At 62.3% G+C, this 24,195-nt stretch carries 23 protein-coding genes and 1 tRNA gene; all 24 read right to left on the minus strand.

Annotation, left to right across the window (positions count from 1 at the left end; translation table 11 throughout):
* Positions 1–27: 27 nt before the first annotated feature.
* Positions 28–336: an NADH-quinone oxidoreductase subunit NuoK gene (gene nuoK, locus HH213_RS01515; protein WP_169110333.1), complete on the minus strand. Its 309-nt coding sequence runs from the start codon at positions 334–336 to the stop codon at positions 28–30.
* Entirely contained in the window at positions 333–962 is a 630-nt protein-coding gene (locus tag HH213_RS01520; RefSeq protein WP_110848931.1) for an NADH-quinone oxidoreductase subunit J, read from the minus strand. The genes nuoK and HH213_RS01520 overlap by 4 nt, the downstream gene beginning before the upstream one ends.
* Before the next feature lie 75 nt (positions 963–1,037).
* Positions 1,038–1,526 carry an NADH-quinone oxidoreductase subunit NuoI gene (gene nuoI / locus HH213_RS01525; RefSeq protein ID WP_110848932.1) on the minus strand — a complete coding sequence of 163 codons (489 nt, stop codon included), beginning with the start codon at positions 1,524–1,526 and terminating at the stop codon, positions 1,038–1,040.
* Positions 1,527–1,538: 12 nt separating this feature from the next.
* Positions 1,539–2,624 carry an NADH-quinone oxidoreductase subunit NuoH gene (gene nuoH / locus HH213_RS01530; protein WP_110848933.1) on the minus strand — a complete coding sequence of 362 codons (1,086 nt, stop codon included), beginning with the start codon at positions 2,622–2,624 and terminating at the stop codon, positions 1,539–1,541.
* On the minus strand, positions 2,624–4,942 hold the full coding sequence (gene nuoG, locus HH213_RS01535) for an NADH-quinone oxidoreductase subunit NuoG (protein WP_169110334.1): 2,319 nt from the start codon (positions 4,940–4,942) through the stop codon (positions 2,624–2,626). The genes nuoH and nuoG overlap by 1 nt, the downstream gene beginning before the upstream one ends.
* 22 nt (positions 4,943–4,964) lie before the next feature.
* Entirely contained in the window at positions 4,965–6,260 is a 1,296-nt protein-coding gene (gene nuoF / locus HH213_RS01540; protein ID WP_110848935.1) for an NADH-quinone oxidoreductase subunit NuoF, read from the minus strand.
* Entirely contained in the window at positions 6,257–6,736 is a 480-nt protein-coding gene (gene nuoE / locus HH213_RS01545; RefSeq protein WP_110848936.1) for an NADH-quinone oxidoreductase subunit NuoE, read from the minus strand. The genes nuoF and nuoE overlap by 4 nt, the downstream gene beginning before the upstream one ends.
* Before the next feature lie 18 nt (positions 6,737–6,754).
* Positions 6,755–8,008 (minus strand): NADH-quinone oxidoreductase subunit D, encoded by a 1,254-nt coding sequence (locus HH213_RS01550; protein WP_110848937.1) that lies wholly within the window; start codon positions 8,006–8,008, stop codon positions 6,755–6,757.
* Positions 8,008–8,601 (minus strand): NADH-quinone oxidoreductase subunit C, encoded by a 594-nt coding sequence (locus HH213_RS01555; RefSeq protein WP_110848938.1) that lies wholly within the window; start codon positions 8,599–8,601, stop codon positions 8,008–8,010. Before HH213_RS01555 ends, HH213_RS01550 begins: the two co-directional genes overlap by 1 nt.
* A gap of 17 nt (positions 8,602–8,618) precedes the next feature.
* Positions 8,619–9,095 carry a NuoB/complex I 20 kDa subunit family protein gene (locus HH213_RS01560; protein ID WP_008450353.1) on the minus strand — a complete coding sequence of 159 codons (477 nt, stop codon included), beginning with the start codon at positions 9,093–9,095 and terminating at the stop codon, positions 8,619–8,621.
* Between the two features lie 3 nt (positions 9,096–9,098).
* Positions 9,099–9,458, minus strand: a complete 360-nt coding sequence (locus tag HH213_RS01565) for an NADH-quinone oxidoreductase subunit A (protein WP_072780614.1) — start codon at positions 9,456–9,458, stop codon at positions 9,099–9,101.
* A gap of 163 nt (positions 9,459–9,621) precedes the next feature.
* Positions 9,622–9,706, minus strand: a tRNA-Leu gene (locus HH213_RS01570).
* 183 nt (positions 9,707–9,889) lie between these two features.
* Positions 9,890–10,297, minus strand: a complete 408-nt coding sequence (secG, locus tag HH213_RS01575) for a preprotein translocase subunit SecG (protein ID WP_169110335.1) — start codon at positions 10,295–10,297, stop codon at positions 9,890–9,892.
* Positions 10,298–10,369: 72 nt separating this feature from the next.
* Entirely contained in the window at positions 10,370–11,116 is a 747-nt protein-coding gene (gene tpiA / locus HH213_RS01580) for a triose-phosphate isomerase (protein WP_169110336.1), read from the minus strand.
* 126 nt (positions 11,117–11,242) lie between these two features.
* Positions 11,243–12,223, minus strand: coding sequence for an NAD(P)H-quinone oxidoreductase (locus HH213_RS01585; protein ID WP_169110337.1), 981 nt, complete (start codon positions 12,221–12,223; stop codon positions 11,243–11,245).
* A 97-nt stretch (positions 12,224–12,320) separates the two neighbouring features.
* Positions 12,321–12,929 (minus strand): tetratricopeptide repeat protein, encoded by a 609-nt coding sequence (locus tag HH213_RS01590; RefSeq protein WP_161047962.1) that lies wholly within the window; start codon positions 12,927–12,929, stop codon positions 12,321–12,323.
* Positions 12,930–12,952: 23 nt separating this feature from the next.
* Positions 12,953–13,720, minus strand: coding sequence for a GIN domain-containing protein (locus HH213_RS01595; RefSeq protein ID WP_169110338.1), 768 nt, complete (start codon positions 13,718–13,720; stop codon positions 12,953–12,955).
* A gap of 123 nt (positions 13,721–13,843) precedes the next feature.
* Positions 13,844–14,953 carry an acyltransferase family protein gene (locus tag HH213_RS01600; protein WP_110848944.1) on the minus strand — a complete coding sequence of 370 codons (1,110 nt, stop codon included), beginning with the start codon at positions 14,951–14,953 and terminating at the stop codon, positions 13,844–13,846.
* 28 nt (positions 14,954–14,981) lie between these two features.
* Positions 14,982–16,430, minus strand: coding sequence for a sensor histidine kinase (locus HH213_RS01605; protein ID WP_229263250.1), 1,449 nt, complete (start codon positions 16,428–16,430; stop codon positions 14,982–14,984).
* A gap of 4 nt (positions 16,431–16,434) precedes the next feature.
* Positions 16,435–17,145 (minus strand): response regulator, encoded by a 711-nt coding sequence (locus HH213_RS01610; RefSeq protein WP_174864446.1) that lies wholly within the window; start codon positions 17,143–17,145, stop codon positions 16,435–16,437.
* Positions 17,114–18,532 (minus strand): ABC transporter substrate-binding protein, encoded by a 1,419-nt coding sequence (locus HH213_RS01615; protein ID WP_229263251.1) that lies wholly within the window; start codon positions 18,530–18,532, stop codon positions 17,114–17,116. Before HH213_RS01615 ends, HH213_RS01610 begins: the two co-directional genes overlap by 32 nt.
* A 72-nt stretch (positions 18,533–18,604) precedes the next feature.
* Positions 18,605–21,154, minus strand: a complete 2,550-nt coding sequence (locus HH213_RS01620) for a family 20 glycosylhydrolase (RefSeq protein WP_229263252.1) — start codon at positions 21,152–21,154, stop codon at positions 18,605–18,607.
* Positions 21,155–21,250: 96 nt separating this feature from the next.
* The gene (locus tag HH213_RS01625; protein ID WP_169110341.1) at positions 21,251–22,501 is read right to left on the minus strand and encodes an ABC transporter substrate-binding protein; all 1,251 of its coding nucleotides are present in this window, start codon (positions 22,499–22,501) and stop codon (positions 21,251–21,253) included.
* The gene (locus tag HH213_RS01630; RefSeq protein WP_169110342.1) at positions 22,488–24,188 is read right to left on the minus strand and encodes a hypothetical protein; all 1,701 of its coding nucleotides are present in this window, start codon (positions 24,186–24,188) and stop codon (positions 22,488–22,490) included. The genes HH213_RS01625 and HH213_RS01630 overlap by 14 nt, the downstream gene beginning before the upstream one ends.
* Positions 24,189–24,195 lie beyond the last annotated feature (7 nt).

Consider the following 24,195-nt stretch of genomic DNA (forward strand, 5'->3'; position numbering starts at 1 on the left):
TAATCGTTATTTTTCGTGAGGTTAAAATTAGCCCTTGAGGCTGTCCAGGTCTTCGACGTTGATGGTGTCCAGATTACGGAACAGCACCACCAGGATCGCGAGGCCAATTGCCGATTCGGCGGCCGCAACGGTCAAAATGAAGAAGACAAAGATCTGACCTGCCGCATCACCGAGGTAATGCGAGAACGCGATGAAATTCATATTCACTGCCAGCAGCATCAGTTCGATGGCCATCAGGATGACGATGATGTTCTTGCGGTTCAGGAAAATACCGACGATCGAGATCGCGAACAGAATCGCGCCCAGAACGAGGTAGTGAGCCAGGGATAAAGTCATGGTGCCTCCTTAACTTCGGTTTCGGCCGCGCCGCGCGTGGTGACCGGGGCGATCTTGACGATCTTCAGGCGGTCATTGCGTTTGACGCGCACGGCGTCGGCTGGGTCGAAGTGTTTGGTGTCTTTGCGCTTGCGCAGCGTCAGTGCCACGGCGGCGATGATCGCCACCAGCAGGACCACGGCGGCGATCTCAAAGCCATAGATGTATTTGGTGTAGATCAGCATGCCCAGTTCCTTGGTGCCGCCCAGGCTGGCGACGGGCGCCGGACGCGGGTCGAACGACAGGAACGAGCGCCACAGCACGGCGGCCATTTCCAGCACGATGATCACGCCGACGAAGGAAGCGACCGGCAGGTAACCCCAGAAGTTCTCGCGCAGCTTTTCGGTGTCGATGTCGAGCATCATCACCACGAACAGGAACAGCACCATGACGGCGCCGACATAGACCAGCACCAGCACGATGGCCAGGAACTCGGCCTCCAGCAGCATCCAGATGCCGGCGGCGTTGAAGAACGCCAGCACAAGGAACAGTGCCGCGTGCACCGGATTGCGGGCCGTGATAACGCGCGTCGCAGCCAATATCATGATGGCGGCGAAGACGTAGAACAAAGCAGTTTTAAATTCCATAACTAACCCAAGAGACGTACAGTTTATTGATCACATCGCTGTAGCGGGCGGCCGGTACGGCGCCGCCCTGTTTCGTCAGCGATAAGGAGCGTCCGCTGCGCGGGCTGCGGCGATATCGTCTTCGTAACGATCGCCTACGGCCAGCAGCATCTCTTTCGTGTAGTACAGATCGCCGCGTTTCTCGCCGTGGTATTCCAGCACGTGCGTTTCGACGATCGAGTCGACCGGGCACGACTCTTCGCAGAAACCGCAGAAGATGCACTTGGTCAGGTCGATGTCGTAACGGGTGGTACGGCGCGAGCCGTCCGCACGCTGCTCGGATTCGATGGTGATCGCCATCGCCGGGCACACTGCTTCACACAGTTTGCAGGCGATGCAGCGCTCTTCCCCATTCGGGTAGCGGCGCAGCGCGTGCAGGCCGCGGAAGCGCGGCGACATCGGCGTCTTCTCTTCCGGGTACTGCACGGTGATCTTGCGCGAGAACATATATTTGCCCGTCAGCGCCATCCCTTTGATCAGCTCGGTCAGCATGAAGCTGCCGATGAAGTCTTTTAAACGTTCCATAGTCTCTATTCCTTACTTCCAGATATTCCAGGAGGTCTGCATCCAGCCAGCGACCAATACCAGCCACACCAGGGTCAGTGGAATGAATACTTTCCAGCCCAAACGCATGATCTGGTCGTAACGGTAGCGTGGGAAAGTACCGCGCACCCAGATGAAGACCGACACCAGGAAGAACGCTTTCGCGAACAACCAGAAGAAGCCGCCGAAACCGCCCCAGAATTCCAGGAAGGCGAACGGTGCGGACCAGCCGCCCAGGAACATGATCGAACCCAGCGTGGCGATCAGAATCATGTTGGCGTATTCGGCCAGCATGAACATGGCATAGGCCATGCCCGAGTATTCCACCATGTGACCGGCAACGATCTCGGACTCGCCTTCGACCACGTCGAACGGGTGACGGTTGCACTCGGCCAGGCCGGAGGTCAGGTACACCACGAACAGCGGCAGCAGCGGCAGCCAGTTCCACGACAGGAAGTTCAGGCCGTGCTCGACCATCATGCCCTTTTGCTGGCCGGCGACGATGTCACCGAAGTTCAGCGAACCGGACACCATCAGCACCACCACCAGCACGAAGCCCATCGGGATTTCGTAGGAAATCATCTGGGCCGACGCGCGCATTGCACCCATGAACGAGTACTTCGAGTTCGACGCCCAGCCGGCGATGATGATGCCGTAGACTTCCATCGAGGTAATCGCCATCAGCAGCAGCAGGCCGGCGTTGACGTTGGCGATTACCGCCTGTGGACCGAACGGCACCACCGACCAGCAAGCCAGCGCCGGCATGATGGTCATGATCGGACCGATCACGAACAAGCCAGGGTTGGCCTTGGCCGGGGTGATGATTTCTTTGAACAGCAGTTTCAGCGCATCGGCGATCGGCTGCAGCAGACCCAGTGGACCGACGCGGTTAGGACCAACGCGGATCTGGATCCAGCCGATGAACTTGCGTTCCCACAGCGTGGCGTAAGCAACCAGGCCCATCAGCGGCAACAGCACGCACAGGACTTTGATCAGCGACCAGACCAGCGGCCAGACCGGCGCCAGCACGCTGGTTTCGCCCAGCGTGTAAAGCGATGTAACGAACTCAGGCAGAGCCATTATTTCCCCTCTCCTGCTTTTTCTACGGTAATGGAACCGAACATGCTGCCCAGGGCGGCGGTCGATGCGTGCGCAGCGGCCACGCGCACGGCGTTGGCAGGCAGTTTGGCGTCAACAGCGGCGACCAGGATCGCGCTGCCGGAACCTTGGGTGACCTTGACCTTGTCGCCAGCGGCCACGCCCAGTTGCTGCGCCAGTGCGCTCGACAGGTGCGCTTGCGGCGCGGCGCTGTCGGCCATTTTCTGCAGCGATTCGGCGCGGCGCACCACGGCGTCGGCGAAGTAGATCGGCACGTCGGCGATACGCTCAGGACCGCTCGAAGCAACGCTCGAAGCGGCCAGCGGCAGTTTCGATACGTTGTTCAGCTTGGCCGAAACGTCGAACACATCGGCGCCCAGCACTTCGTTGCGCACCGCTTCCGAGGTGTCGTAGTCGAAGCCGGTCAGGCCGAGGATGTTGCCCAGTACGCGCAGCACTTTCCAGGCTGGACGGGTTTCCAGCAGCGGCTTGACGGTCGCGTTGAAGCTTTGCGCGCGGCCTTCGGCGTTGACGAAGGTGCCCGAGGTTTCGCTGAATGGCGATACCGGCAGCAGCACGTCGGCGTAGTCCATACCGTGTTTGAAGGCCGACAGCACGACGACCATTTCGGCCTTGTTCAGCGCGGCGACGGCGGCTTGCGGGTTGTGCGCGTCCAGCTCAGGCTCGGCGTTCAGCAGCACGTAGGCCGATTTGGCTTCGGTGAAGACTGGCGCCTTGCCGGCGTTGGCGTTGGCGATGTAGGCGCCGACGGTGTTGGCCGCTTCGGTCAGGTAGCCCAGCTTGGCGCCGGTCTGTTCCGCGATCCATTGGGCGGCGGCGTGCAGCGCGCCAGCTTGTGGATGTTGTGCAGCAGCGTTACCCAGGAACACGCCCTTGTTCTCGCCCGACAGCAGCGAGGCAGCGATGGCGGCGGCAGCGTCCGAAGCCTGTACGCCTTCGAAGCCGGCCGGAGCCGCCACTTCTTTGGCCTCGGCAACAGCGACCACCACTTGCGACAGCGCCGACAGCCACTCCGATGGAGCAACGATCAGTTTGTTGGCGACGTTCATCAGCAGGTCGTCGTCGGTCGCGCTCAGCAGCGACAACTTGGCGCCGCCCTTGATGGCGGTACGCAGACGGGTGGCCAGCAGCGGGTGATCCTTGCGCAGGAACGAGCCGATCACGAAGGCGCGGTTCAGCGCGCCGAATTCGGTGATCGACATGCCCAGCCATGGCGTCACGTCCAGCGAGAAATCGCTGTGACGCAGGCGGGTGTCGACACTGTCCGAACCCAGGCCGCGCACGACTTTTTGCAGCAGGTGCAGTTCTTCCAGCGTCGAGTGCGGCGTGGCCACGGCAGCGATGGCGTTGGCGCCGTGCTCGTGCTTGATGTTTTTCAGGCCGTGCGCCACGTATTCCAGCGCGGTTTGCCAGTCGACTTCTTTCCACTCACCGCCCTGCTTCAGCATCGGCTGGGTCAGACGGTCGGTGGTGTCCAGGCCTTCGTACGAGAAGCGGTCCTTGTCGGAAATCCAGCACTCGTTGACGGCGTCGTTTTCCAGCGGCAGCACGCGCTTGACCTTGCCGCCCTTGACCTGAACGATCAGGTTGGCGCCCAGGCCGTCGTGCGGCGAGACCGATTTGCGGCGCGACAGTTCCCACGAACGGGCGCTGTAACGGAACGGCTTCGACGTCAGTGCGCCGACCGGGCACAGGTCGATCATGTTGCCGGACATTTCCGAGTTGACGGTCTGGCCGACGAACGCGGTGATTTCCGAGTGTTCGCCGCGGCCGATCATGCCCAGCTCCATCACGCCGGCCACTTCCTGGCCGAAACGTACGCAACGGGTGCACTGGATGCAACGGGCCATTTCCTGCATCGACACCAGCGGGCCGGCGTCTTTCGGGGTCACGACGCGCTTGTCTTCTTCGTAGCGCGATTCGCCCTTGCCGTAGCCCACTGCCAAGTCTTGCAGCTGGCATTCGCCGCCCTGATCGCAGATCGGGCAGTCCAGCGGGTGGTTAATCAGCAGGAATTCCATGACCGACTTCTGTGCCTGGACGGCCTTTTCGGAGTGCGAGCGCACAATCATGCCGGCCGAGACCGGCGTTGCGCATGCTGGCAAAGGCTTCGGCGCCTTTTCCACTTCGACGAGGCACATCCGGCAGTTGGCCGCGATCGACAATTTCTTGTGATAGCAGAAGTGCGGAATGTAGGTTCCCAATTTGTTGGCGGCGTCCATCACCATGCTACCAGCAGGGACTTCGACTTTTTTGCCGTCTATTTCGATTTCAACCATGGTGATCGTTACCTGACGCAGCTTAGATATAAGCGGGCACGCAGCATTGCTTGTGCTCGATATGATGTTCAAATTCTTCGCGGAATTGCTTGATGAACGCACGCATCGGCATGGCCGCCGCGTCGCCCAGCGCGCAAATCGTGCGGCCCTGGATGTTGTCGCAGATCGAGTTCAGCACGTCCAGATCCGACTTGCGGCCCTGACCGTTTTCGATACGGTGGATCATGCGGTACATCCAGCCCGTACCTTCACGGCATGGGGTGCACTGGCCGCACGACTCTTCAAAGTAGAAGTACGCCAGACGCTCCATCGCCTTGACCATGCAGCGGGTCTCGTCCATGACGATGACCGCGCCCGAACCCAGCATCGAACCGGCTTTCGCGATCGAATCGTAGTCCAGGTCCGTCTGCATCATGACCTCGCCGCGCACCACTGGCGCGGAGGAGCCGCCAGGGATGACTGCCTTGATCTTTTTGCCGCCGCGCATGCCGCCTGCCAGTTCCAGCAGTTTGGCGAACGGGGTACCCAGCGGCACCTCGTAGTTGCCCGGACGCTCAACGTCGCCGGAGATCGAGAAGATCTTCGAGCCGCCGTTGTTCGGACGGCCGATCGCCAGGTACTTCTCCGGACCCATGTTCAGGATGAACGGCACCGCAGCGAAGGTTTCGGTGTTGTTGATGGTGGTCGGCTTGCCGTACAGGCCGAACGACGCCGGGAATGGCGGCTTGAAGCGCGGCTGGCCTTTTTTGCCTTCCAGCGATTCCAGCAGCGCGGTCTCTTCGCCGCAGATGTAGGCGCCATAACCGTGGTGCGCGTGCAGCTGGAAGCTGAACTCGCTGCCGAGGATCTTGTCGCCCAACATGCCGGCGGCGCGCGCCTCTTCCAGCGCTTCTTCAAAGCGCAGGTAGACGTCGAAGATCTCGCCGTGGATGTAGTTGTAGCCGACGGTGATGCCCATCGCGTAGGCGCCGATGGCCATGCCTTCGATCAGCGCGTGCGGGTTGTAGCGCAGGATGTCGCGGTCCTTGAAAGTGCCCGGCTCGCCCTCATCTGAGTTGCATACCAGGTACTTCTGGCCCGGGAACTGGCGTGGCATGAAGCTCCACTTCAGGCCGGTCGGGAAGCCCGCACCGCCACGGCCACGCAACGACGACGCTTTGAGGTCGGCGATGATTTGTTCCGGAGTGATTTTCTCTTCGATGATACGGCGCAGGGCGCTGTAGCCACCGCGTTTTACGTAGTCTTCCAGGTGCCAGTTGTCGCCGTTCAGGCCAGCCAGGATCACCGGGTCGATATGTCGGTCGTGGAGTGACGTCATTTCTTCAATTCCTCCACGAGGGAGTCGATTTTGTCATTGGACATGAAGCTGCACATGCGGTGATTGTTCACCAGCAGCACCGGCGCGTCGCCGCAAGCGCCCATGCACTCGCCTTCCATCAGCGTGAACTCGCCGTCGGCCGTGGTGTCACGGTAGTCGATGCCCAGCTTTTGTTTCAGGTGGTGCGCCGCGCGCTCGCCGCCCGACAGGGCGCAAGGCAGGTTGGTGCACACGGTGATCTTGTGTTTGCCGACCGGCTTCAGGTTGTACATATTGTAGAACGTGGCAACTTCCTGCACGGCAATCGCCGGCATGCGGATGTAGTCCGCCAGTTCCTGCATGGTTTCAGGCGAGATCCAGCCCAGTTCGACCTGGGCGTGCGCCAGCGCGGCCATGACGGCCGACTGACGCTGATCGTCTGGGTACTTGGCCAGCTCGCGATCGATTTTTTGGTAGCACTGCTCGGATAACAACATACTTTTTGCCTCTCGCACTTAGCGGTCAATACTGCCGAACACGATGTCCTGCGTGCCAATAATGGTCACGGCGTCGGCAATCATGTGGCCACGCGCCATTTCATCCAGCGACTGCAAGTGTGCGTAGTCTGGAGCGCGCAGTTTCACGCGGTATGGCTTGTTGGCGCCGTCGGACATCAGGTAGACGCCGAACTCGCCTTTCGGGTGTTCCACTGCGCAGTAGGCTTCGCCTGGCGGCACGTGGAAGCCTTCGGTAAACAGCTTGAAGTGGTGGATCAGCGATTCCATATTGGTCTTCATGTCCACGCGGCCTGGTGGCGCAACTTTACGGTTGCTGGTCATGACGGGACCCGGATTGTTGCGCAGCCACTCGACGCACTGTTTGATGATGCGGTTCGACTGGCGCAACTCTTCCACGCGCACCAGGTAACGGTCGTAGCAGTCGCCGTTGGTGCCGATCGGAATGTCGAAGTCCATCAGGTCGTACACTTCGTACGGCTGGTGCTTGCGCAGATCCCACTGGATGCCCGAACCGCGCAGCATGGCGCCGGTGAAGCCCATCGCTTTCGCATCTTCCGGCGACACCACGCCGATGCCGACGGTCCGCTGTTTCCAGATACGGTTGTCGGTCAGCAGCGTTTCGTATTCGTCGACATAGGTCGGGAAACGCGCGGTGAACGCTTCGATGAAGTCCAGCATCGAGCCTTGACGGTCCTTGTTCAGGTTGTCGATGGCCTTGGCCGAACGGATGATCGATGGCTTGTGCTGCGGCATCGCGTCCGGCAGGTCGCGGTAGACGCCGCCCGGACGGTAGTAGGCCGCGTGCATGCGCGCGCCCGACACCGCTTCGTAGCAGTCGAACAGGTCTTCGCGGTCGCGGAAGCAGTACAGGAACGGGCCCATGGCGCCGACGTCCAGCGCGTGCGCGCCCAGCCACATCAGGTGGTTCAGGATGCGGGTGATCTCGTCGAACATCACGCGGATGTATTGCGCGCGCAGCGGTACTTCGATGCCCATCAGTTTTTCGATGGCCATGACGTAGGCGTGCTCGTTGCACATCATCGACACGTAATCCAGGCGGTCCATATACGGCACCGACTGCAGGTAGGTCTTTTGCTCGGCCAGCTTCTCGGTGCCGCGGTGCAGCAGGCCGATGTGCGGGTCGGCGCGCTGGATCACTTCGCCGTCCAGCTCCAGCACCAGGCGCAGCACGCCGTGGGCGGCCGGGTGTTGCGGGCCAAAGTTCAGGGTGTAGTTCTTAATCTCAGCCATTATTTAATCCCGTAGTTTTCTTCGCGGATCACACGCGGCACGTTTTCACGCGGCTCGATGGTGACCGGCTGGTAGACCACGCGCTTCTGCTCTGGGTCGTAGCGCATTTCGACGTAGCCCGACACCGGGAAGTCCTTGCGGAACGGGTGGCCGATGAAGCCGTAGTCGGTCAGGATGCGGCGCAGGTCGTTGTGGTTCTCGAACAGGATGCCGAACATGTCGAACGCTTCGCGCTCGTACCAGTTCATCGCGCGCCACAGCGGCGTGATCGACGGCAGCAGCGGCATGTCGTCGTCGGCGCAGAACGCGCGCACGCGCACGCGCCAGTTGTGCTTGACCGACAGCAGGTGCACCACCGCGGCGAAGCGCTGGCCTTCCCAGATACCGTCGCCATAGTTCAGGTAATCCACGCCGCACAGGTCGATCGCGGTGTCGAAGCCGAGTTCGGCATTGTCACGCAGGAGTTGCATGACGGCGTAGTAATCGGCGCCCTTCACTTCCAGCGTGATTTCGCCCAGTGCAACGATGGTAGTAACGCGATCGCCCAGGGCAGTGCCGAGGGCGGTTTGGAGTTTTTCCAGATGAGTAGTCATTGTGTGTAGCGCCCCCATTAGCGTGCGATCGTGTTGGTGCGCTTGATCTTGTTCTGCAACTGCATGATGCCGTACAGCAGGGCTTCAGCGGTTGGCGGACAGCCCGGCACATACACGTCGACCGGCACGATGCGATCGCAGCCGCGCACGACGGAGTAAGAGTAGTGGTAGTAGCCGCCGCCGTTGGCGCAGGAACCCATCGAGATCACCCAGCGCGGCTCCGGCATCTGGTCGTAGACCTTGCGCAGTGCCGGGGCCATCTTGTTGCACAGCGTGCCGGCCACGATCATCACGTCGGACTGACGTGGCGATGGACGGAACACCACGCCGAAGCGGTCCATGTCGTAACGGGCTGCGCCCACGTGCATCATTTCGACCGCACAGCAGGCCAGACCGAACGTCATCGGGAACATCGAACCCGTACGCGCCCAGTTGATCAGCTTGTCGGCCGAGGTGGTGATGAAACCTTCGTTTAATACGCCTTCAATAGCCATGGCTTATTCCCAATCAAGGGCACCTTTCTTCCAGATATACCAAAAACCGACCACGAATTCGGCGATGAACACCATCATCGTAACGAAGCCCTGCCAGCCCAGTTCGCGCATGGAGACGCCCCACGGGAAGAAGAATGCCGTTTCCAGATCGAACAAAATAAAGAGAATCGCGACGAGGTAGTAACGCACGTCGAATTTCATGCGCGCATCTTCGAAAGCTTCGAAGCCGCACTCATACGGGGACAGCTTGGCTGCATCAGGCTTTTTCGGGCCGAGAATGTGGCCCAGCACTTGGGGAGCGATACCTACGCCGAGACCGACGAGGATGAACAACAGGACGGGGAGATAATTTTCGAGGTTCACGATTAGATGAGCTTATGTTGAACGATCAGTTTAAAGGACACATCGCGCTGTTCTGCGGTGCGCTTAACGTTCGCCCCAATCGTAAAACTGCTCTGACCAGGATCGAACGACACATCCTCGTAAAAAAGCCAGCTTGGTACCACCCTTGCTGGCCTATATTTTCTGGTGCCGACGACGAGACTCGAACTCGTACAGCTTGCGCCACTACCCCCTCAAGATAGCGTGTCTACCAATTTCACCACGTCGGCATAAGGCCGTTATTTTACTTCTTTTTCACGCGGTTGTTAATCCGTATTGCGTCAAAACAAGAAGAAAAACGATAAATCTTTAACTATTTTGATGCACAAAAGATTTTCGCTACGATACTGCCAAAACAATGTGCAAACAACTTAAAAAATTATCAACTGCGCCTAATTAACTACACAATTATATTACTTTGGGATGGAGTTTGCTGGCGCCGGTGCTGCAGGTGCGGCGGGCGCCGATGCCGCCGGCGCCGTTTGGGCCGCTGGCGTCGCAGGAATCGTGTTGGTCGGGGCTGGCGCCGGGGCGGTGACGGCCGGCAGCTTATCCATCACGCCGCCACTGACATTGTTGGTCTGGTGGGTGGTGATGTACGACAGCGCCAGCGTGGCGACGAAGAAGATGGCAGCAGCGACGCCGGTCGACTTCGACATGAAGTTGGAGGAGCCGGTGGCGCCGAACAGGCTACCCGATGCGCCCGAGCCGAAGGCCGCGCCCATGTCGGCGCCTTTGCCGTGCTGCAGCAGCACCAGGCCGATAATGGCGATGGCCGAAACGACCTGCACGATGATAACCAGATTGAACAAGGAGCTCATGTTATTCCATTCCAAATTAAAAGTTTTGTATCGTTTTGTTTCTACTTCAGTTTTACCGCTACAGCGTTGCGTTTAAACCGCCTGAATAATCCCGAGAAAATCAGTCGACTTTAAAGCTGCACCGCCGATCAGGCCGCCGTCGATATCCGGCTGCGCCATTAATTCTTTGGCATTCTCCGGCTTCATGCTGCCGCCGTACAGGATTTGCACGGTGGCGGCTGCTGCCGCATTCTTGCTGGCCACACAGTTGCGCAGGAAGCCATGGGCGTCTTGCGCAATTTGCGGCGTGGCGGTCTGGCCGGTGCCGATCGCCCACACCGGCTCGTAGGCCAGTATGATTTTCGCCACATCGTCCGCCGGCAGCGCATCCAGCACCGCCTGCAACTGGCCGCAGATCACATCCTCGGTCTGCCCCGCTTCGCGCTGGGCCAGCGATTCGCCCACGCACACCACCGGCGTCAGACCGGCAGCCAACGCCGCCACGGTCTTCTGCGCCACCAGCTCATTGCTCTCGTGGTGATAGGCGCGGCGCTCGGAGTGGCCGCACAGCACGTACGTGGCGCCGAAGTCCCGCAGCATTGCTGCCGACACTTCTCCAGTATAGGCGCCGTCGGCGTGGATGGAGACATCTTGTCCGCCCCACGCGACCGGCGTTCCCGCCAGCTCAGCCTGGCACTGCGCCAGGTACGGCGCCGGCACGCACACCGCGCAATCCGCGCCAAAGTCGTTTAAGCCGGCAACGATGCCGGACAACAGAGCCGTGTTGGCGGCGCGGTTGCCGTTCATTTTCCAGTTACCGATAACGAGTTTGTGACGCATAGCTAGCCTAAAGATGAATAACTCGCCATTGTACCGCGCCGAAAAAGGCGGGGTCAAACAGGCAAAGGACATCCCCGGCTAACCAAAACCGTAAATTTACTACGCATTTTACAACGAAATCCCCATTTAGATCACTTGCAACATGATTTTTCCGACGTGAGAACTACTCTCCATCAGCGCGTGGGCTGCGGCGGCCTGTTCCAGCGGGAACACGGTGTGGATCACCGGCTTGATCTTGCGCTCGGCCAGCATCGGCCACACCCGGTCTTTCAGCTTTTTGGCGATCGCGCCCTTGAATTCGGCCGACCGCGGGCGCAGCGTGGAGCCGGTGATGGTCAGCCGGCGGCGCAGCACCTGGGCCATGTCCAGCGTCGCTTTGCCACCGCCCAGGGTGGCGATGATGGCCAGGCGGCCGTCGTCCGCCAGGCAGGAAACCTCGCGTGGCAGGTAGTCTCCGGCCACCATGTCGAGAATCACGTCAACGCCGCGGTCATTGGTCAGCGACTTGATGACGGTGGCGAAGTCCTCGGTTTTGTAGTTGATGCCGCGCTCGGCGCCCAGCTTCATGCAGGCCGCCACCTTGTCGTCGGAACCGGCGGTGGCGAACACCCGATGGCCCATGGCAGTGGCCAACTGGATGGCGGTGACGCCGATGCCGGAGCTGCCGCCCTGCACCAATAAAGTCTCGCCGGCGGTCAGATGGGCACGGTCAAAAACGTTGCTCCAGACTGTGAAGTAATTTTCCGGAATTGAAGCCGCTTCCAGCATGGACCAGCCTTTCGGCACCGGTAAAACCTGCTGTATTGGCGCAACAACGTACTCGGCATAGCCGCCGCCCTGCACCAAAGCGCAGACATGGTCGCCGATATCAAGGGTGGTGTAGTCCAGATCGCCGTCGACGATCTCGCCGGCCACTTCCAGGCCGGGGATGTCGGAAGCGCCCGGTGGCGGCGCGTAATTACCCTGGCGCTGGAACACGTCGGGGCGGTTGACGCCGGCCGCGTGGACCTTAATCAGCACCTCGCCGGCCTTGACCACTGGCATCGGGCGTTCGCACAGTTTCAGGACATCGGCCGGGCCGGGCTGGGTGATTTCAATCGCGCGCATGGGGAACCTTTCAAGGAAAGCACGATTTTACCCCGCACGGCGATTCGCTGAGGGGTCTGGCCCCGTATGGGGCCAGACCCCTCTTCGCCTGGGGGTGTCAGCCGCCGCCCGTGCGCGACTTCTGAGGAAGCGGCGTATTGACCTTCCACGCCGCCGACAGCGCCTGCCCTTCCTCGACCTGCTCCTGGGTCATGGTCTTGACCACCTGCGCGCGCTGCTCGGCCGCATTGGCCGAGCCGTTGGCCGCCGCCAGGTTCCATAACATATAGGCAATCACATTGTCCTGCGGCACGCCGCCCATGTGATACCGGTACATCAGCCCCAGCACCTGCTGCGCCTGCACATGGCCCTGCTCGGCCGCCTTGCGGAACCAGCCCACCGCCTGCTTGTGATCCTGGATCACCGCATTGCCGGTGTAATACATGGCGCCCACCACATATTGCGCGTCGGCCTTGCCCTTGAGCGCCGCCTTGCGATGCCACTCCAGCGCCGCCTTGTAATCCTGCGGCACGCCGCGGCCCATGTAATACATCAAGCCCAGCAGATGCTCGGCATCCGCGTTGCCGGCCTGAGCCAATGGCCGTATTTCTTTCAACGCCACTGCGTAATTTTTGTTGTTGTACGCAGTCGCCCCTTCGGCGAATCCGGCCATCGCGGCTGACTGCCAGCCCAAAGCGATGACCATCGCTAGTATGAATTTTTTCATATCGCGTTATATATAGGTGTGTTTTACTTCCAGCTGACCTTGCCCAGGCCATCCACGCTGACATTGCGATTCAGCGGCTTGCCATACACAATGACCGATCCCAGGCCGCTCAAGTTCAGCGTTGCATTGGTTTTGGCGTTGACCGTGGCGTTGCCCAGGCCACTGAGGTCGATATCGACCGTGTCCGCCTGGAACTGCTGCGCATTCAGGCTGCCGACGCCACCGAGGTTGGCTTTCAGCAATTTGCTGCGGCCGCCCAGCGTGATGTAGCCGGCGCCGCGCAGGTCCAGGTCGGCCTCGTCGTTCTCGCTGATCCACAGATTCATGCTGCCGACGCCGCCCAGGCTGGCCTTCAGCGCGCGGTAATCGGCCACCACCTTCATGCTGCCGGCGCCGTCCATGCTCAATTCCAGCTTGTCGCCGCTAAACCCGTTGATATCGGTGGTGCCGACGCCTTCCGACACCACCTGGCGCAGGTTAGGCAGGATCAGTTCGGCGCGGGTGGTGCCGCGGCCCACCTTGATGCCACGCCCTTCGCTTTCCAGATGCAAGGTGTCGCCCGTCTGCGACGCCGTCAGCTTGTCCATATAGCGCTTTTCGCCGGTAACCTTCAGCGACGGCATGTCGCCCTGGCGCAACTTGACGTCGATCACGCCTTCGATCATGACTCGCACCACGCGGGCGTCGACCGTAATCGTGCGCGTTTCAGTGACCTCATCGGCGGCGCTGGCACGGCTGAACAGGGCACAGAACGCGGCAAACAGCAGGCCGAACCGGAAAAGCTTCTTCATTGTAGAATTCCTCAGATGTTGTTGCAGCTATCATAAGCATAATATGCTCAGCCGCGCCACCAGTCCGGAATGCGACGAACTGCACAAAACGGGCACTGGACGACGAATGGAGGCGATGGCGCGTTACAGCTTGATGTAGATTTTCCTGCGGTCCAGCGCGTAGCCGACCAGCCAGCAGCCGAGCATATAGGTCAGCGCCCACAGCAGCGTACCGTTGTAAATGCCGGCCCATGGCCGGAACAGATGTTGATAAATCCAGTCGAATATCGACCGGCCATCAATCTGGTTGATGAAGAACAGCGTCGCCAGCAACTCGCTGAACAGGTAGATGAATAGTGTGTTGCGGCCAAAGACTTCAAAGAAATAAGTCCAGCTGCGCTGCCCGCGCAGATCGATCACGTACAGCAGCAGCGCCAGTGCGCCGAGGTCAATCGCGATCGCGATCAGCGCGTAGGAACTGGTCCACAGCTTTTTATTCAGCGGGAACACGCTGCTCCAGCTCAGCGCCACCGCCGCCAGCACTGCGCCAGCCAGCATCAACCTGGCAATGGTCTCGTAGCTGGCGCCCAGCCGCCGCACCAGCCGTCCGGCAAAATAGCCGGCCAGCACGTTAACGATGGACGGCAGCGTGCTGAGTATCCCTTCCGGATCGAAGGCGATGCCCTCGCCGTGGTACATATGTGCTTCGCCCAGCACCAGCAGATCCAGCTTGCGCTGCGCATTGCCAGCCAGTGTGTAGTCGCCAAACCCGGCCATCACCGCCCAATAGCCGAACAGCGCCAGCACCGCAAACAGCAGCGCGCCCCTCTCGCCGCTGTAATGCAGGATCAGCGACGCGGCACAGTAGCCCAGTGCGATGCGCTGCAATACACCGAAGATGCGTGTGCCGGAGAGCGGAATCAGCGAGACGCCGTGCTCCAGGCTGATGAACGGGAACCAATACATCAGAAAACCGCACAGGAAGATCAGCGCAGTGCGGGTGAAGATTTTCTTCAGCACCGCCGCCTCGCCCATGCCCTCGTACTTTTGCAGCGTGAAGGCCAGCGCGGTGCCTACCACGAACATAAAGGTCGGGAACACCAGGTCGGTCAGCGTCAGCCCATGCCAGGCGGCGTGCAGGAATGGGGCATAGCTTGTTTCCGGCGAACCCGGCATGTTCACCATGATCATCAGCGCAACCGTCAGGCCGCGCAACACGTCGATTGCTTGCGAACGTTGATGCTGTGTCTTCATTGAACCGCCCTTTCCCTCAGATGATGAATCAAGCCGGCAGCCGGATCATGGCGTTCAGGCCGCCTTCCGGATGGTTCTCCAGTATCAGCTCGCCGCCCTGCGCTTCGATGATGCCGCGCGCGATGCCCAATCCCAGCCCCATGCCGCCGTCGTTCTGCTCGCGACCGTGGGCCAGCCGCACATACGGATCGAACAAGCTGGCAAAGGCGTCGTCCGGCACGCCGGGACCATGGTCGCGTACGGCGATGGTCACCGTTCCCGGCGCGGCGTAGGCACGGATCTCGGCGCGCTGACCGTAGAACAGTGCGTTGTCCAGCAGGTTGCCCAGCGCGCGCTTCAGCGCCAGCGGCTTGGCGCGCACCGTCAGTCCCTCGGGCTGCCACGCCACCACGTGCCCGGCCAGTTGCGCGCTGCGCACCAGCCGGCCGACCATGGCGTCGAGCTTGATCTCGGCCGGATTCTCGTGGATGTCGCTGTCCTTCACGCATTGCAGCGCGCCTTTGACCATCATGTCCAGCTCGTCGAGGTCTTCTTCGAACTCGTTGCGCAGCGCCTCGTCGTCCAGCAACTCGGAGCGCAGCTTGAGGCGGGTGATCGGCGTACGCAGGTCATGCGAAATCGAAATGAACAGCCGTTCGCGGTCCTCGATGTAACGGTGGATGCGCTCGCGCATGGCGCTGAATGCGCGCGCCGTGTTGATGAACTCGCGGCTGCCGGTCTCCGGCAATGGCCGGGTCTCCTCGTCCTGCCCCTGGCCGAAGGCCGCCGCCGCATCCGACAAGGCCGCCAGCGGCCGCGTGATCGAGCGCACCACCAGCAGGCACAGCACCAGCACCACGGCCAGCGACAGCGCCTGCGGCGTCAGCCGGTCCCACGTGAACGGGTCGTTACTGCTCAGGAAATACGGGTTGGGCATCAGCGCCGCCATGTACAGCCAGTTGCCCGGCTCAATCTCGGTCTGGATCACCAGGATGGGCGCGGGGTCCGGCTGCAACAGCAGCACGTGCTGCACCCACGAATCCGGCAGATCGTTGAGGCGCACGTCGTGCTCGGCCACCACCAGCTTGTCCGGCCACGAGAACGCCAGCTGGAAACCGGGCGAATGTGGCAGGTCGGCCTTCAGCGTCGCGCCGACGGTGGCAATCACGCTGTCGGCCAGCGGATAGCCCCTGATCTGGCTGACCGGCACATACGCATGGTTGAAGTTGACGAAGAAGCGCGTCCCGCCCATTTCGCGCAACTGCTGGATGATCAGCATGCGATAGGCCGGCGGCAGGCTGCGGAAGAAGCGGATGGCGCCGGCCGCGCTGTGCGCCACGTACTGCGCCGACGATTCCGCCTCCACGCGCGATTTGGCGCGCAGCTGGCTGGCCCAGATCGCGCTGGCGGCCACCTGCGTGACCAGCACGCCGGCCACCATCACCAGCGTCAGCCGGCCAAGCAGCGACGCCGGCCACAGCCGGCGCAGGCGCCCCATGAGCTTAAGCACTGGACACGCTGACGTCGGCGGCAAACACATAGCCGGCGCCGCGCACCGTCTTGATCAGCGCCGGCTGCTTGCCGTCGTCGTTGAGGCGCAGGCGCAGGCGGCTGATCTGCACGTCCAGCGAGCGGTCCAGCGGGCCGGTATCGCGGCCGCGCGTTTCTTCGCTCAGCACGCTGCGATCCAGCACCACGCCGCGATGTTCGATAAAGTATTTGAGCAGCTGGTAATCCAGCCCCGTCAGTACCACCTGCTGGCCGTCGCTGTCGGTGACCTTGCGCTCCATCAGGTCCAGCGTGAAGCCGACGAAACGGTAATAGCGCGCCGACGGCGCCTCCAGCGCGCTGCGCCGCAAGATGGCCTTGATGCGCGCCAGCAGCTCGCGCGGGCTGTACGGTTTGGCGATGTAATCGTCGGCGCCCAGTTCCAGCCCGACGATGCGGTCGGTCTCGTCGGAACTGGCGGTCAGCATGATGATCGGCACGTTGGACCGCTGGCGCACCTGCTTGCACAGCACGAAGCCGTCGGTATCCGGCAGCATGACGTCGAGGATCACCAGCGACAGCTGGTCCACATGCGTTTGCAGCTCGGCGAGAAAGCTCTCGCCGTTATGCGACAGGATCACCTCATACTGGTTTTTTTCCAGGTAGGTCTTGAGCAGCACACGGGTCTTTTGATCATCGTCTACGATCAGTATCTTGCGCACCAGGTACTCCTTGGTTTCTGAGATTGAACATTTTGAACAGGGCGCCGATGCGGCGCTGGGCCTCAGCCACCGTCACCCGGTCGTCGAGGAAATAGCGCTGCACTTCGGCGATGATGGCGTCGCGCGTGGCTTCGTCGGTGGCCATGCGGTGCACCAGGCTGGGCGCCTGCACCGCCGCACCTTTGGCGAACGTGGTCCACGAGGCGCGCGCGCAGCTGTCCATGCGCGCCGGATCGGCATCGCGCCGCACCGGCACGCCGCCCTTCAGCGCGTTAAAGTCACCCTGCAGCGCCGGCGTCACCAGCAGCCGCGCCATCTTTTCCTGCGCCGCCATGTGGCGGTAGTCGCCGGCGAACATCGACAATGCATCAACGCTGTACAGGTGGTACTTGCCGGTGTCCGGCGCGGCGGCGCAGCCGTAGTCCCGGTCCAGCACGGCGCCATGTTCGGCCAGTTCGGGCTTGGCCCAGTCGCCCATGATCAGCATGCCGACCGGCTGGCGCGCGAACTGGGCGACGATGTCGGTCCAAGGCCGCTCCTCCACCGGGCCGCGCATCCAGCCCTTGATCATGCGCAGGCGCTGCAAGGCGTTGGCGCTGCGCGGGTCGGCGGCGGCGGCCGGACTGCGGCGCACGAACAGCTCGCGATAGAACTCCGGGCCGCTTTCGGCCAGCACCAGGTTTTCAAACAGCGCCGCCACCTGCCACGCTTCGCTGCTTTGCGCCAGCGGCTGCACGCGGGCCGCGCGCAGCTTGTGCACGGCGGCCTCGAACTCGCGCCAGGTCTGCGGCGGCGCCAGCCTGAGCTGCGCGAACAGCGCGCGGTTGTAGTACAGCGTATTGACGCGGTGGATGCCCAGCGGCGCCGCCACCACATGGCGGCGGTGCTGGATCAGGCTCTGCACGGTCGGGAACAGGAAGCTGTTCCAGTTGCCGGCGGCGGCGACGTTGTCGAGTTCCAGCAACAGGCCCATCTCGGCCCATTCCGCAATCGAGACGCCGATCATCTGCGTGACTTCCGGCGCATCGCCGGCCAGCACCCTGCCCTTCAGTACCTTGCCGGCGCCAATCCCGGCGCCGCCGGGAATCGCCGCGTCCTGCCATTCGATATGTTCGTCGGCCAGGCGCTGCACCAGCAGGTCCGCGGCCTTGCGCTCGCTGGCCGAGGTCCACCAGTGCAGCACCTGCACGCTGGACGATGGCGCGGCAACCGGGGCGGAAGCGGGCGTGAGAATTTGTGCGGCCAGCGCCAATTGGCCGCCGTTGCAGGCGCAGGTCGCGGCCAGCAGGCCGAAGACCCAGGCGCGGCGCGCGGATGAGCTGTGAGAACGCGGGCGAAGGCATAACCAGTCGAAGCAAAACCGGCCCAGTTTTTCCATCGAAGCGATCACTCAATATCCCGCAGAAAACGTTGATTATAGCTAAGAAGCCCGCCGCCGGGCAGTCTGCGGCGGGCTGGTATGCTATGGCCGTTCGATGCGCGCCACGTTGCCGCGGCGGCCGTTGCGGTCGAAGGCGGCGACCTGGATCACGCCATGCTCCATGATGGGGCCGCTCACCAGCGGGCTGGTCGCCGTTGGTGCACTGCCGTCGCTGGTGTAGCGCATGGTGATGCCCGGCAGCAGATGGTTGGCCAGCACGCGGTCGCCATCGAGCATCAGGCCGGGTGGTGCGATGCGGTAATCGATGTCCGCATGTTCCAGGTCCAGGCGCGGCAGCACGCGCTGACTCAGGGCGTTGACGAAGCCGGTCCAGCCGATGCGGCGCAGCGCGGCGGCCTTGTCGGCATCCGGCTCGGTGGCCCAGGCCGGGTCCGGCGCCCAGGCGCGTTCCGCCACCGCCAGCAGGCGCGGCATCACGAGGTAATCGATGCGGCGCGGATCGCGCACCGTTTCAGTGAACAGCGTGGCCTCCAGCCCGCGCACACGGCGCTTGCCGTAATCGGTCAGCGCGTCCTTGCCGACACGGTTCGCTTCGCTCGCCTCTTTCAGGTAATCGAGCGGCATGAAGTTGTACACCGAATCGAGTTCGATATAAGCGCCCCAGTTGACGCCCGGCTCGTCCGGGTTCGGGTTATAGGACATATCCAGGTACATCTTGGTCACCGGCGCCAGCACGATGTCATAGCCGGCGTTGGCCAGGCGATAGGCGAAATCTTCGGCGCCCTCGGTGTTGTTCCACACGTAGGCGCTGAAGCCGCGCTGGGTGAAGCGCGGATTCGGAATCAGCTTGTGGCGGCCGTTGAGCATGGTCTTGCGCGCCGCCAGCTCTTCCCAGCCGGAGGTGAACAGGCCATGCTTGTGCAGGATGGTGTCGACCCGGTCGTAAAAATAATCCCACAGGTCGGCGGTGGTTTCCAGCTTCAGCCTCTGCATGGTCGCATGCGCGGCCGGCGATTTTTCCCAGGCGCCGTTCGGCAATTCGTCGCCGCCCATGTGGATGGTATGCAGCGGCACGCCGGCTTCGCGGTGCAGCGCCACCACTTCCTTGACCACCTGCTCGATGAAGGTGAAGCTGGACTCCAGTCCCGGATTGAGCACATGGTCGTTATACAGCTGCGGCGACTTGTAGACCGAGCGGTCGTCGAAGTCGTTCAGCAGATACTTGGCGGCGTCCTTGTCGCCGGCGGACTTGAGGCGGTGGTAGCGCGCCTCCATCGCCTGCACGGCGGCGCGCGCGTGGCCCGGCATTTCCAGCTCGGGAATCACCTCGATGTGGCGCGCGGCGGCGTAGCGCAGAATCTCGATATAGTCGGCGCGCGTGTAATAGCCGCTGCCGTGCGGATCGGCCGGATCGGGGCCGGAGCCGTAGGCCGGTTGCAGGCGCACGCCCGGCTTGTCGCTGTGGCCGCGCACCGCGCCGATCGCGGTCAGCTCCGGCAGGCCGTTGATCTGCAGGCGCCAGCCTTCGTCTTCGGTCAGGTGGAAGTGGAATTTGTTCAGCTTGTAGCGCGCCATCAGGTCGAGCCACTTGAATACAGTTTGCTTGGTGTGGAAGTTGCGCGCCACGTCCAGCTGGAAGCCGCGATAACCGAAACGCGGCGCGTCGACAATGCTGACTTCCCGCACGCTCAACTCAGCAGCGCCCGGCAGCGGCAGCAGGTCGCGCAGCGTTTCCAGGCCGTAGAACACGCCGGCGGCGCTGTTGCCGACAATGCTGATGCCGCTGTCGGCGCGCACCGTCAGGCTGTAGGCTTCCGGCGAGGCCTGCCCTTCCACCTTGCCGACAGCCAGCTTGAGCACTGGGCCGCCGGCCGCCGCCAGTCCGGCCGGGAACAGCGAACGCGCCAGCGCCGCCTCCCGCCCCAACGCGGCTGGGGCGCTGATCGCAGGCTGCGCCTTCAGCACCAGCGTGCCGCTGCCGGGATGCAGTTGCAGCGGCGTCGGCAGCACCGGAGGCACTTCGGCGGCGGGCAGCAGCGTGGCCTGGGTGTTGCGCAAATAAGTGTCTTGCGGCGTGACCACCGGCTTGGCGCCACTGTTGCCCTTGTCCAGTTGTTCCGGCCGCGTCACCGGCAGCCATTCGAAATCGGTAATCGCCACGCCCTGATCAGGCACGGCGTCGTAGACCAGGTAGGGGCCGACCGGCGCCTTGGCCATCTTGATGATCATGTCCGGGTGGTAGTAAGCAATCTCCAGCGTCTGCCCCGGCGCCAGGCCGGCAAAGTCCGGCGCCGGCCGCAGACGGAACAGGCTGCCCGCCACTTGTTCGAGGATCAGCTTGCTGGGCAGCGTACCGCTTTCGACGCCATCCATGCAGTTAAAATACAGCGACCAGCCTTGCGCCGGCAGCGGCAGCTTATCCTGATTGGTCAGGATGAAGCGCGTTTGCGCGCGGATGCCGGCCGCGCTGAACAGGTTGCGCTGCAACTCCCAGCGCAGCGTCAGTTTGGCGCCACTGGCGTAGCCGCTGACCTGCGACGCGGCGGGCGTGGCGGCGATCGCTTCGGTCAGCGGCGCCGCCAGCAACAGCAAGGCCAGTGCGCAGCTGCCATAGATGGTTTTATTCTTCAAGAGTCTCTCCAAGTCCTGCTCCCCAAAAAAATGCCGGCGCCGCGCGTCGGCGCCGGCCAAAAATTCACACACATCAATGGGAGGGATTATGTGTGACTACTTTTGCTGTGGCTTGTACCACTTGGCAAAACCTTGCTGCAACCTGTCCGCCGCTTCCTGCGGCGCCAGACTGCCATTCAACACACGGGCGTTGACGTCCCACAGTTCGCTTTCCATGCCGGGCTGGCCGCGATTGAGCACCTGTGCGTTCAGGCGGATGGTCGAGGCGCAACTGTTGCGCCACTCCTTCATCTGCTTGGCCACCGGATTGCGCACCGCGATCAGATGGTCCGACAGCGTGAACACGCCGGTCAGCCGGTCAGTGTACAGGTCGGCAAACTCCTGCGAACCGACCCACGCCAGAAATTTGTAGGCGTCTTCCTTGTTTTTCGAATTCCTGGCGACGCCGAGGCCGATATCCATGTGATCCGAAATAAAGCAGGCGTCGCCGCGCTTGCGCACCGGCGGCGCAAAGGCGCCAAATTCCAGACCGGGCACCTGGCTGAAGTAGGCGATGTCCCACGAGCCGGCCGGATAGATGGCGGCGCGGCCGGCGGCAAACTGCGCCTGGCTGTCGCCGTAGCTTTGCGTGGTCGAACTGGCGGGCAGATAGCTGCCCATGCGCGCCTCGAATTGCAGCGCGTCGACGAAAGGTGCATCGGTGAAGCGCGCGCGGCCGGCGATCAGCGCCTTGCGGCCCTCTTCCCCACGCCAGAAATTCGGGCCGATGTTGGTGAACACCATCTGACTCGACTCCCACTGTTCGGCCGTGCCCAGCGCCAGCGGCGCCACGCCGGATTTCTTCAGCACGTCGAGCACGGCAAAGAACTCGTCCACCGTTTTCGGCGGCTGCAGGTCCAGCTTGCGGAAAATCTTCTTGTTGTACAAAAAGCCGTGGATCACCGAGGCCACCGGCATGCAGAAGGTATCCTTGCCGTCGTCGGTCTGCCAGGCCAGCAAGGCGGTGGGGGCGAAGTTCTGCATGCCGGGCTTGCCGTTGAGACGGTCCAGATAACCCTTTTTGTACAGCGACAGCGAGGCGTCGAACGGCCGGCAGGCGATCAGGTCGCCGGCGCCGCCGGACGCCAGCCGGCTGGCCACGCTGGCGTCGTAGCCGGTCGGCGGACTGGCGGCGAAGCGCACTTCGATGCCCGGGTGATGCCGCTCGAAGGCCGGAATCAGCACCTGGTCCCACAGCGTCTTGTCGTCGCCGCGCCAGCTTTCGATCACCAGCGTGCCGCCGCGCGCGGACGCCGCCGCGCACAGGGCAAGCAACACGCCACGACGGAGCAAATCAATAATGCGCATACGGGTTCTTGTTCTGGTTGGCGAAATACAGCCAGGCCGTGCCGGCCACGCTGCCCGAACTGGTAAAGTCGGCGTTGCTATTTTGCGTGGCGTACGGCATGGTGTACAGCTTGTCGACCATGTAGTTCATCGACTCGACGATATTGGCGGCGGTGTTGCCGGCGCAAGTCATGGTGCTGGCGCCCTGCTTCATCGCCATCACCGCCCCCAGGGTGCCCTCGCTCCACACGAACGGCGACGATGATGGCACATTGTCGTAGATGACGTCATAGAAGCCGACGATGCCGGTGACTTTGCGGGATGGGTAGTCCAGCTTGCCTGCGACGTTGAAATAGTCGCACATGCCGGGTAGCGCAGCGGCAAAATTCTGTCCGCTGCTGCCGGTGTTACCCAGCGCCAGCACCGACCACGAATAATTGTCCAGATAGCGTTCGCTGGTGTTCAGCGTCTGCGTATTGGCGTCGTAGCCACCAAGGAAGCGGCTGCCGTTCCACAGGCTTTCCGACATCGCCCGCAGGCTGTTGGCGGCGCTCAGGTATTGCGCTCCGCCGTTGAGCGCATAATACTGGTGCATGCTGGCGTAGGCGTCCAGTTGGTGCTCCAGCGCATAGATGCCGGTGCGGCCCGCCACGTAGTTGGTCGGCGCGAAGCGCAGGCCTTTTTTCGCGCTGCCGTTGATGCTGATGTTGATCAGCTCGCCCAGCAGGTAGTTGTGCAACTTGGTCGACACCGCCAGGTACTTGGTGCTGTTGAAAGCTTTCTGGTAGGCGTTCAGCGCCATGCCGAACCAGGCGTTGGAGCCGGCGATGCGCATGTCGACACCGGCGTTGGCGTCCGAGCCGTCGGTCATGTAGGCAAACACCCAAGCGCCGGACGCGCTCTGCAGCTTGGCCATGGCATTGATGATCAGGTCGGCGTGGGCCTGGTCGCCGGCCAGGCTGAAGGCGATCACGGCCAGCGCCTGGTCGTACAGGAAGGCCGAGTCCATGTCGCGGAAACTGCGGATCAGACGGCCGTCACCATACGCGCCGCCGGTGATGGTGGTCGTGTTCATCATGCTTTGCAGGCCGGCGATCTGGGTATTGGCCGAGGTCACGGCGGCCGGGAAGTATGCCGCCGTGTAGGCCGTCAGCGTCGCCGGATCGAGCGGCAGCGTCAGCTTGGTGGCGGCCGTGGTGCTCGGGCTGCAATAGCCGCCGGCCGCATTGCAGTTCGACGCCGTCAGCGGGTTGCTGCCGCTAGGGTACAGCACCAGCACCGCGCGGTCGGCGCTGCCCACCGCGCGCGGGATGGTGACGCTGAAAGTACCGTTGGCATTGATGGCCGCCACGGCGTCGCCCTGCCAGTAAAACACATCATTATGCAGGAACACGCCGATGCGGTAGTTCTGCACGTTGGCCGCCGGCAGCGTGTGGCTGCCGGCGAACACCGTCTGCGACGCGGTCCGCGTCAGCTGCGAGATGCCGAAGGTGACCGCCGGAGCGGCCGCCAGCGGTGGCTCATTGTAAGGAAAGTCCAGGCCCGACCAGACCGGCCACGGAGACTGCTGCACCGCGAGCGCGCCTGCCCGCAATTGTTGCGACTGCTGTTGGGACGCCAGCGCCGGCGCCGTATTGTCACCGCATGCTGCCAGCAGCAGGCTGGCGCCCGCTGCCATCAAAGCCAGACTATTCCTGATATGAGCCATTATTTTC

Origin of the sequence: Duganella dendranthematis, from assembly GCF_012849375.1 — a bacterium.
Classification (GTDB): domain Bacteria; phylum Pseudomonadota; class Gammaproteobacteria; order Burkholderiales; family Burkholderiaceae_D; genus Rugamonas; species Rugamonas dendranthematis.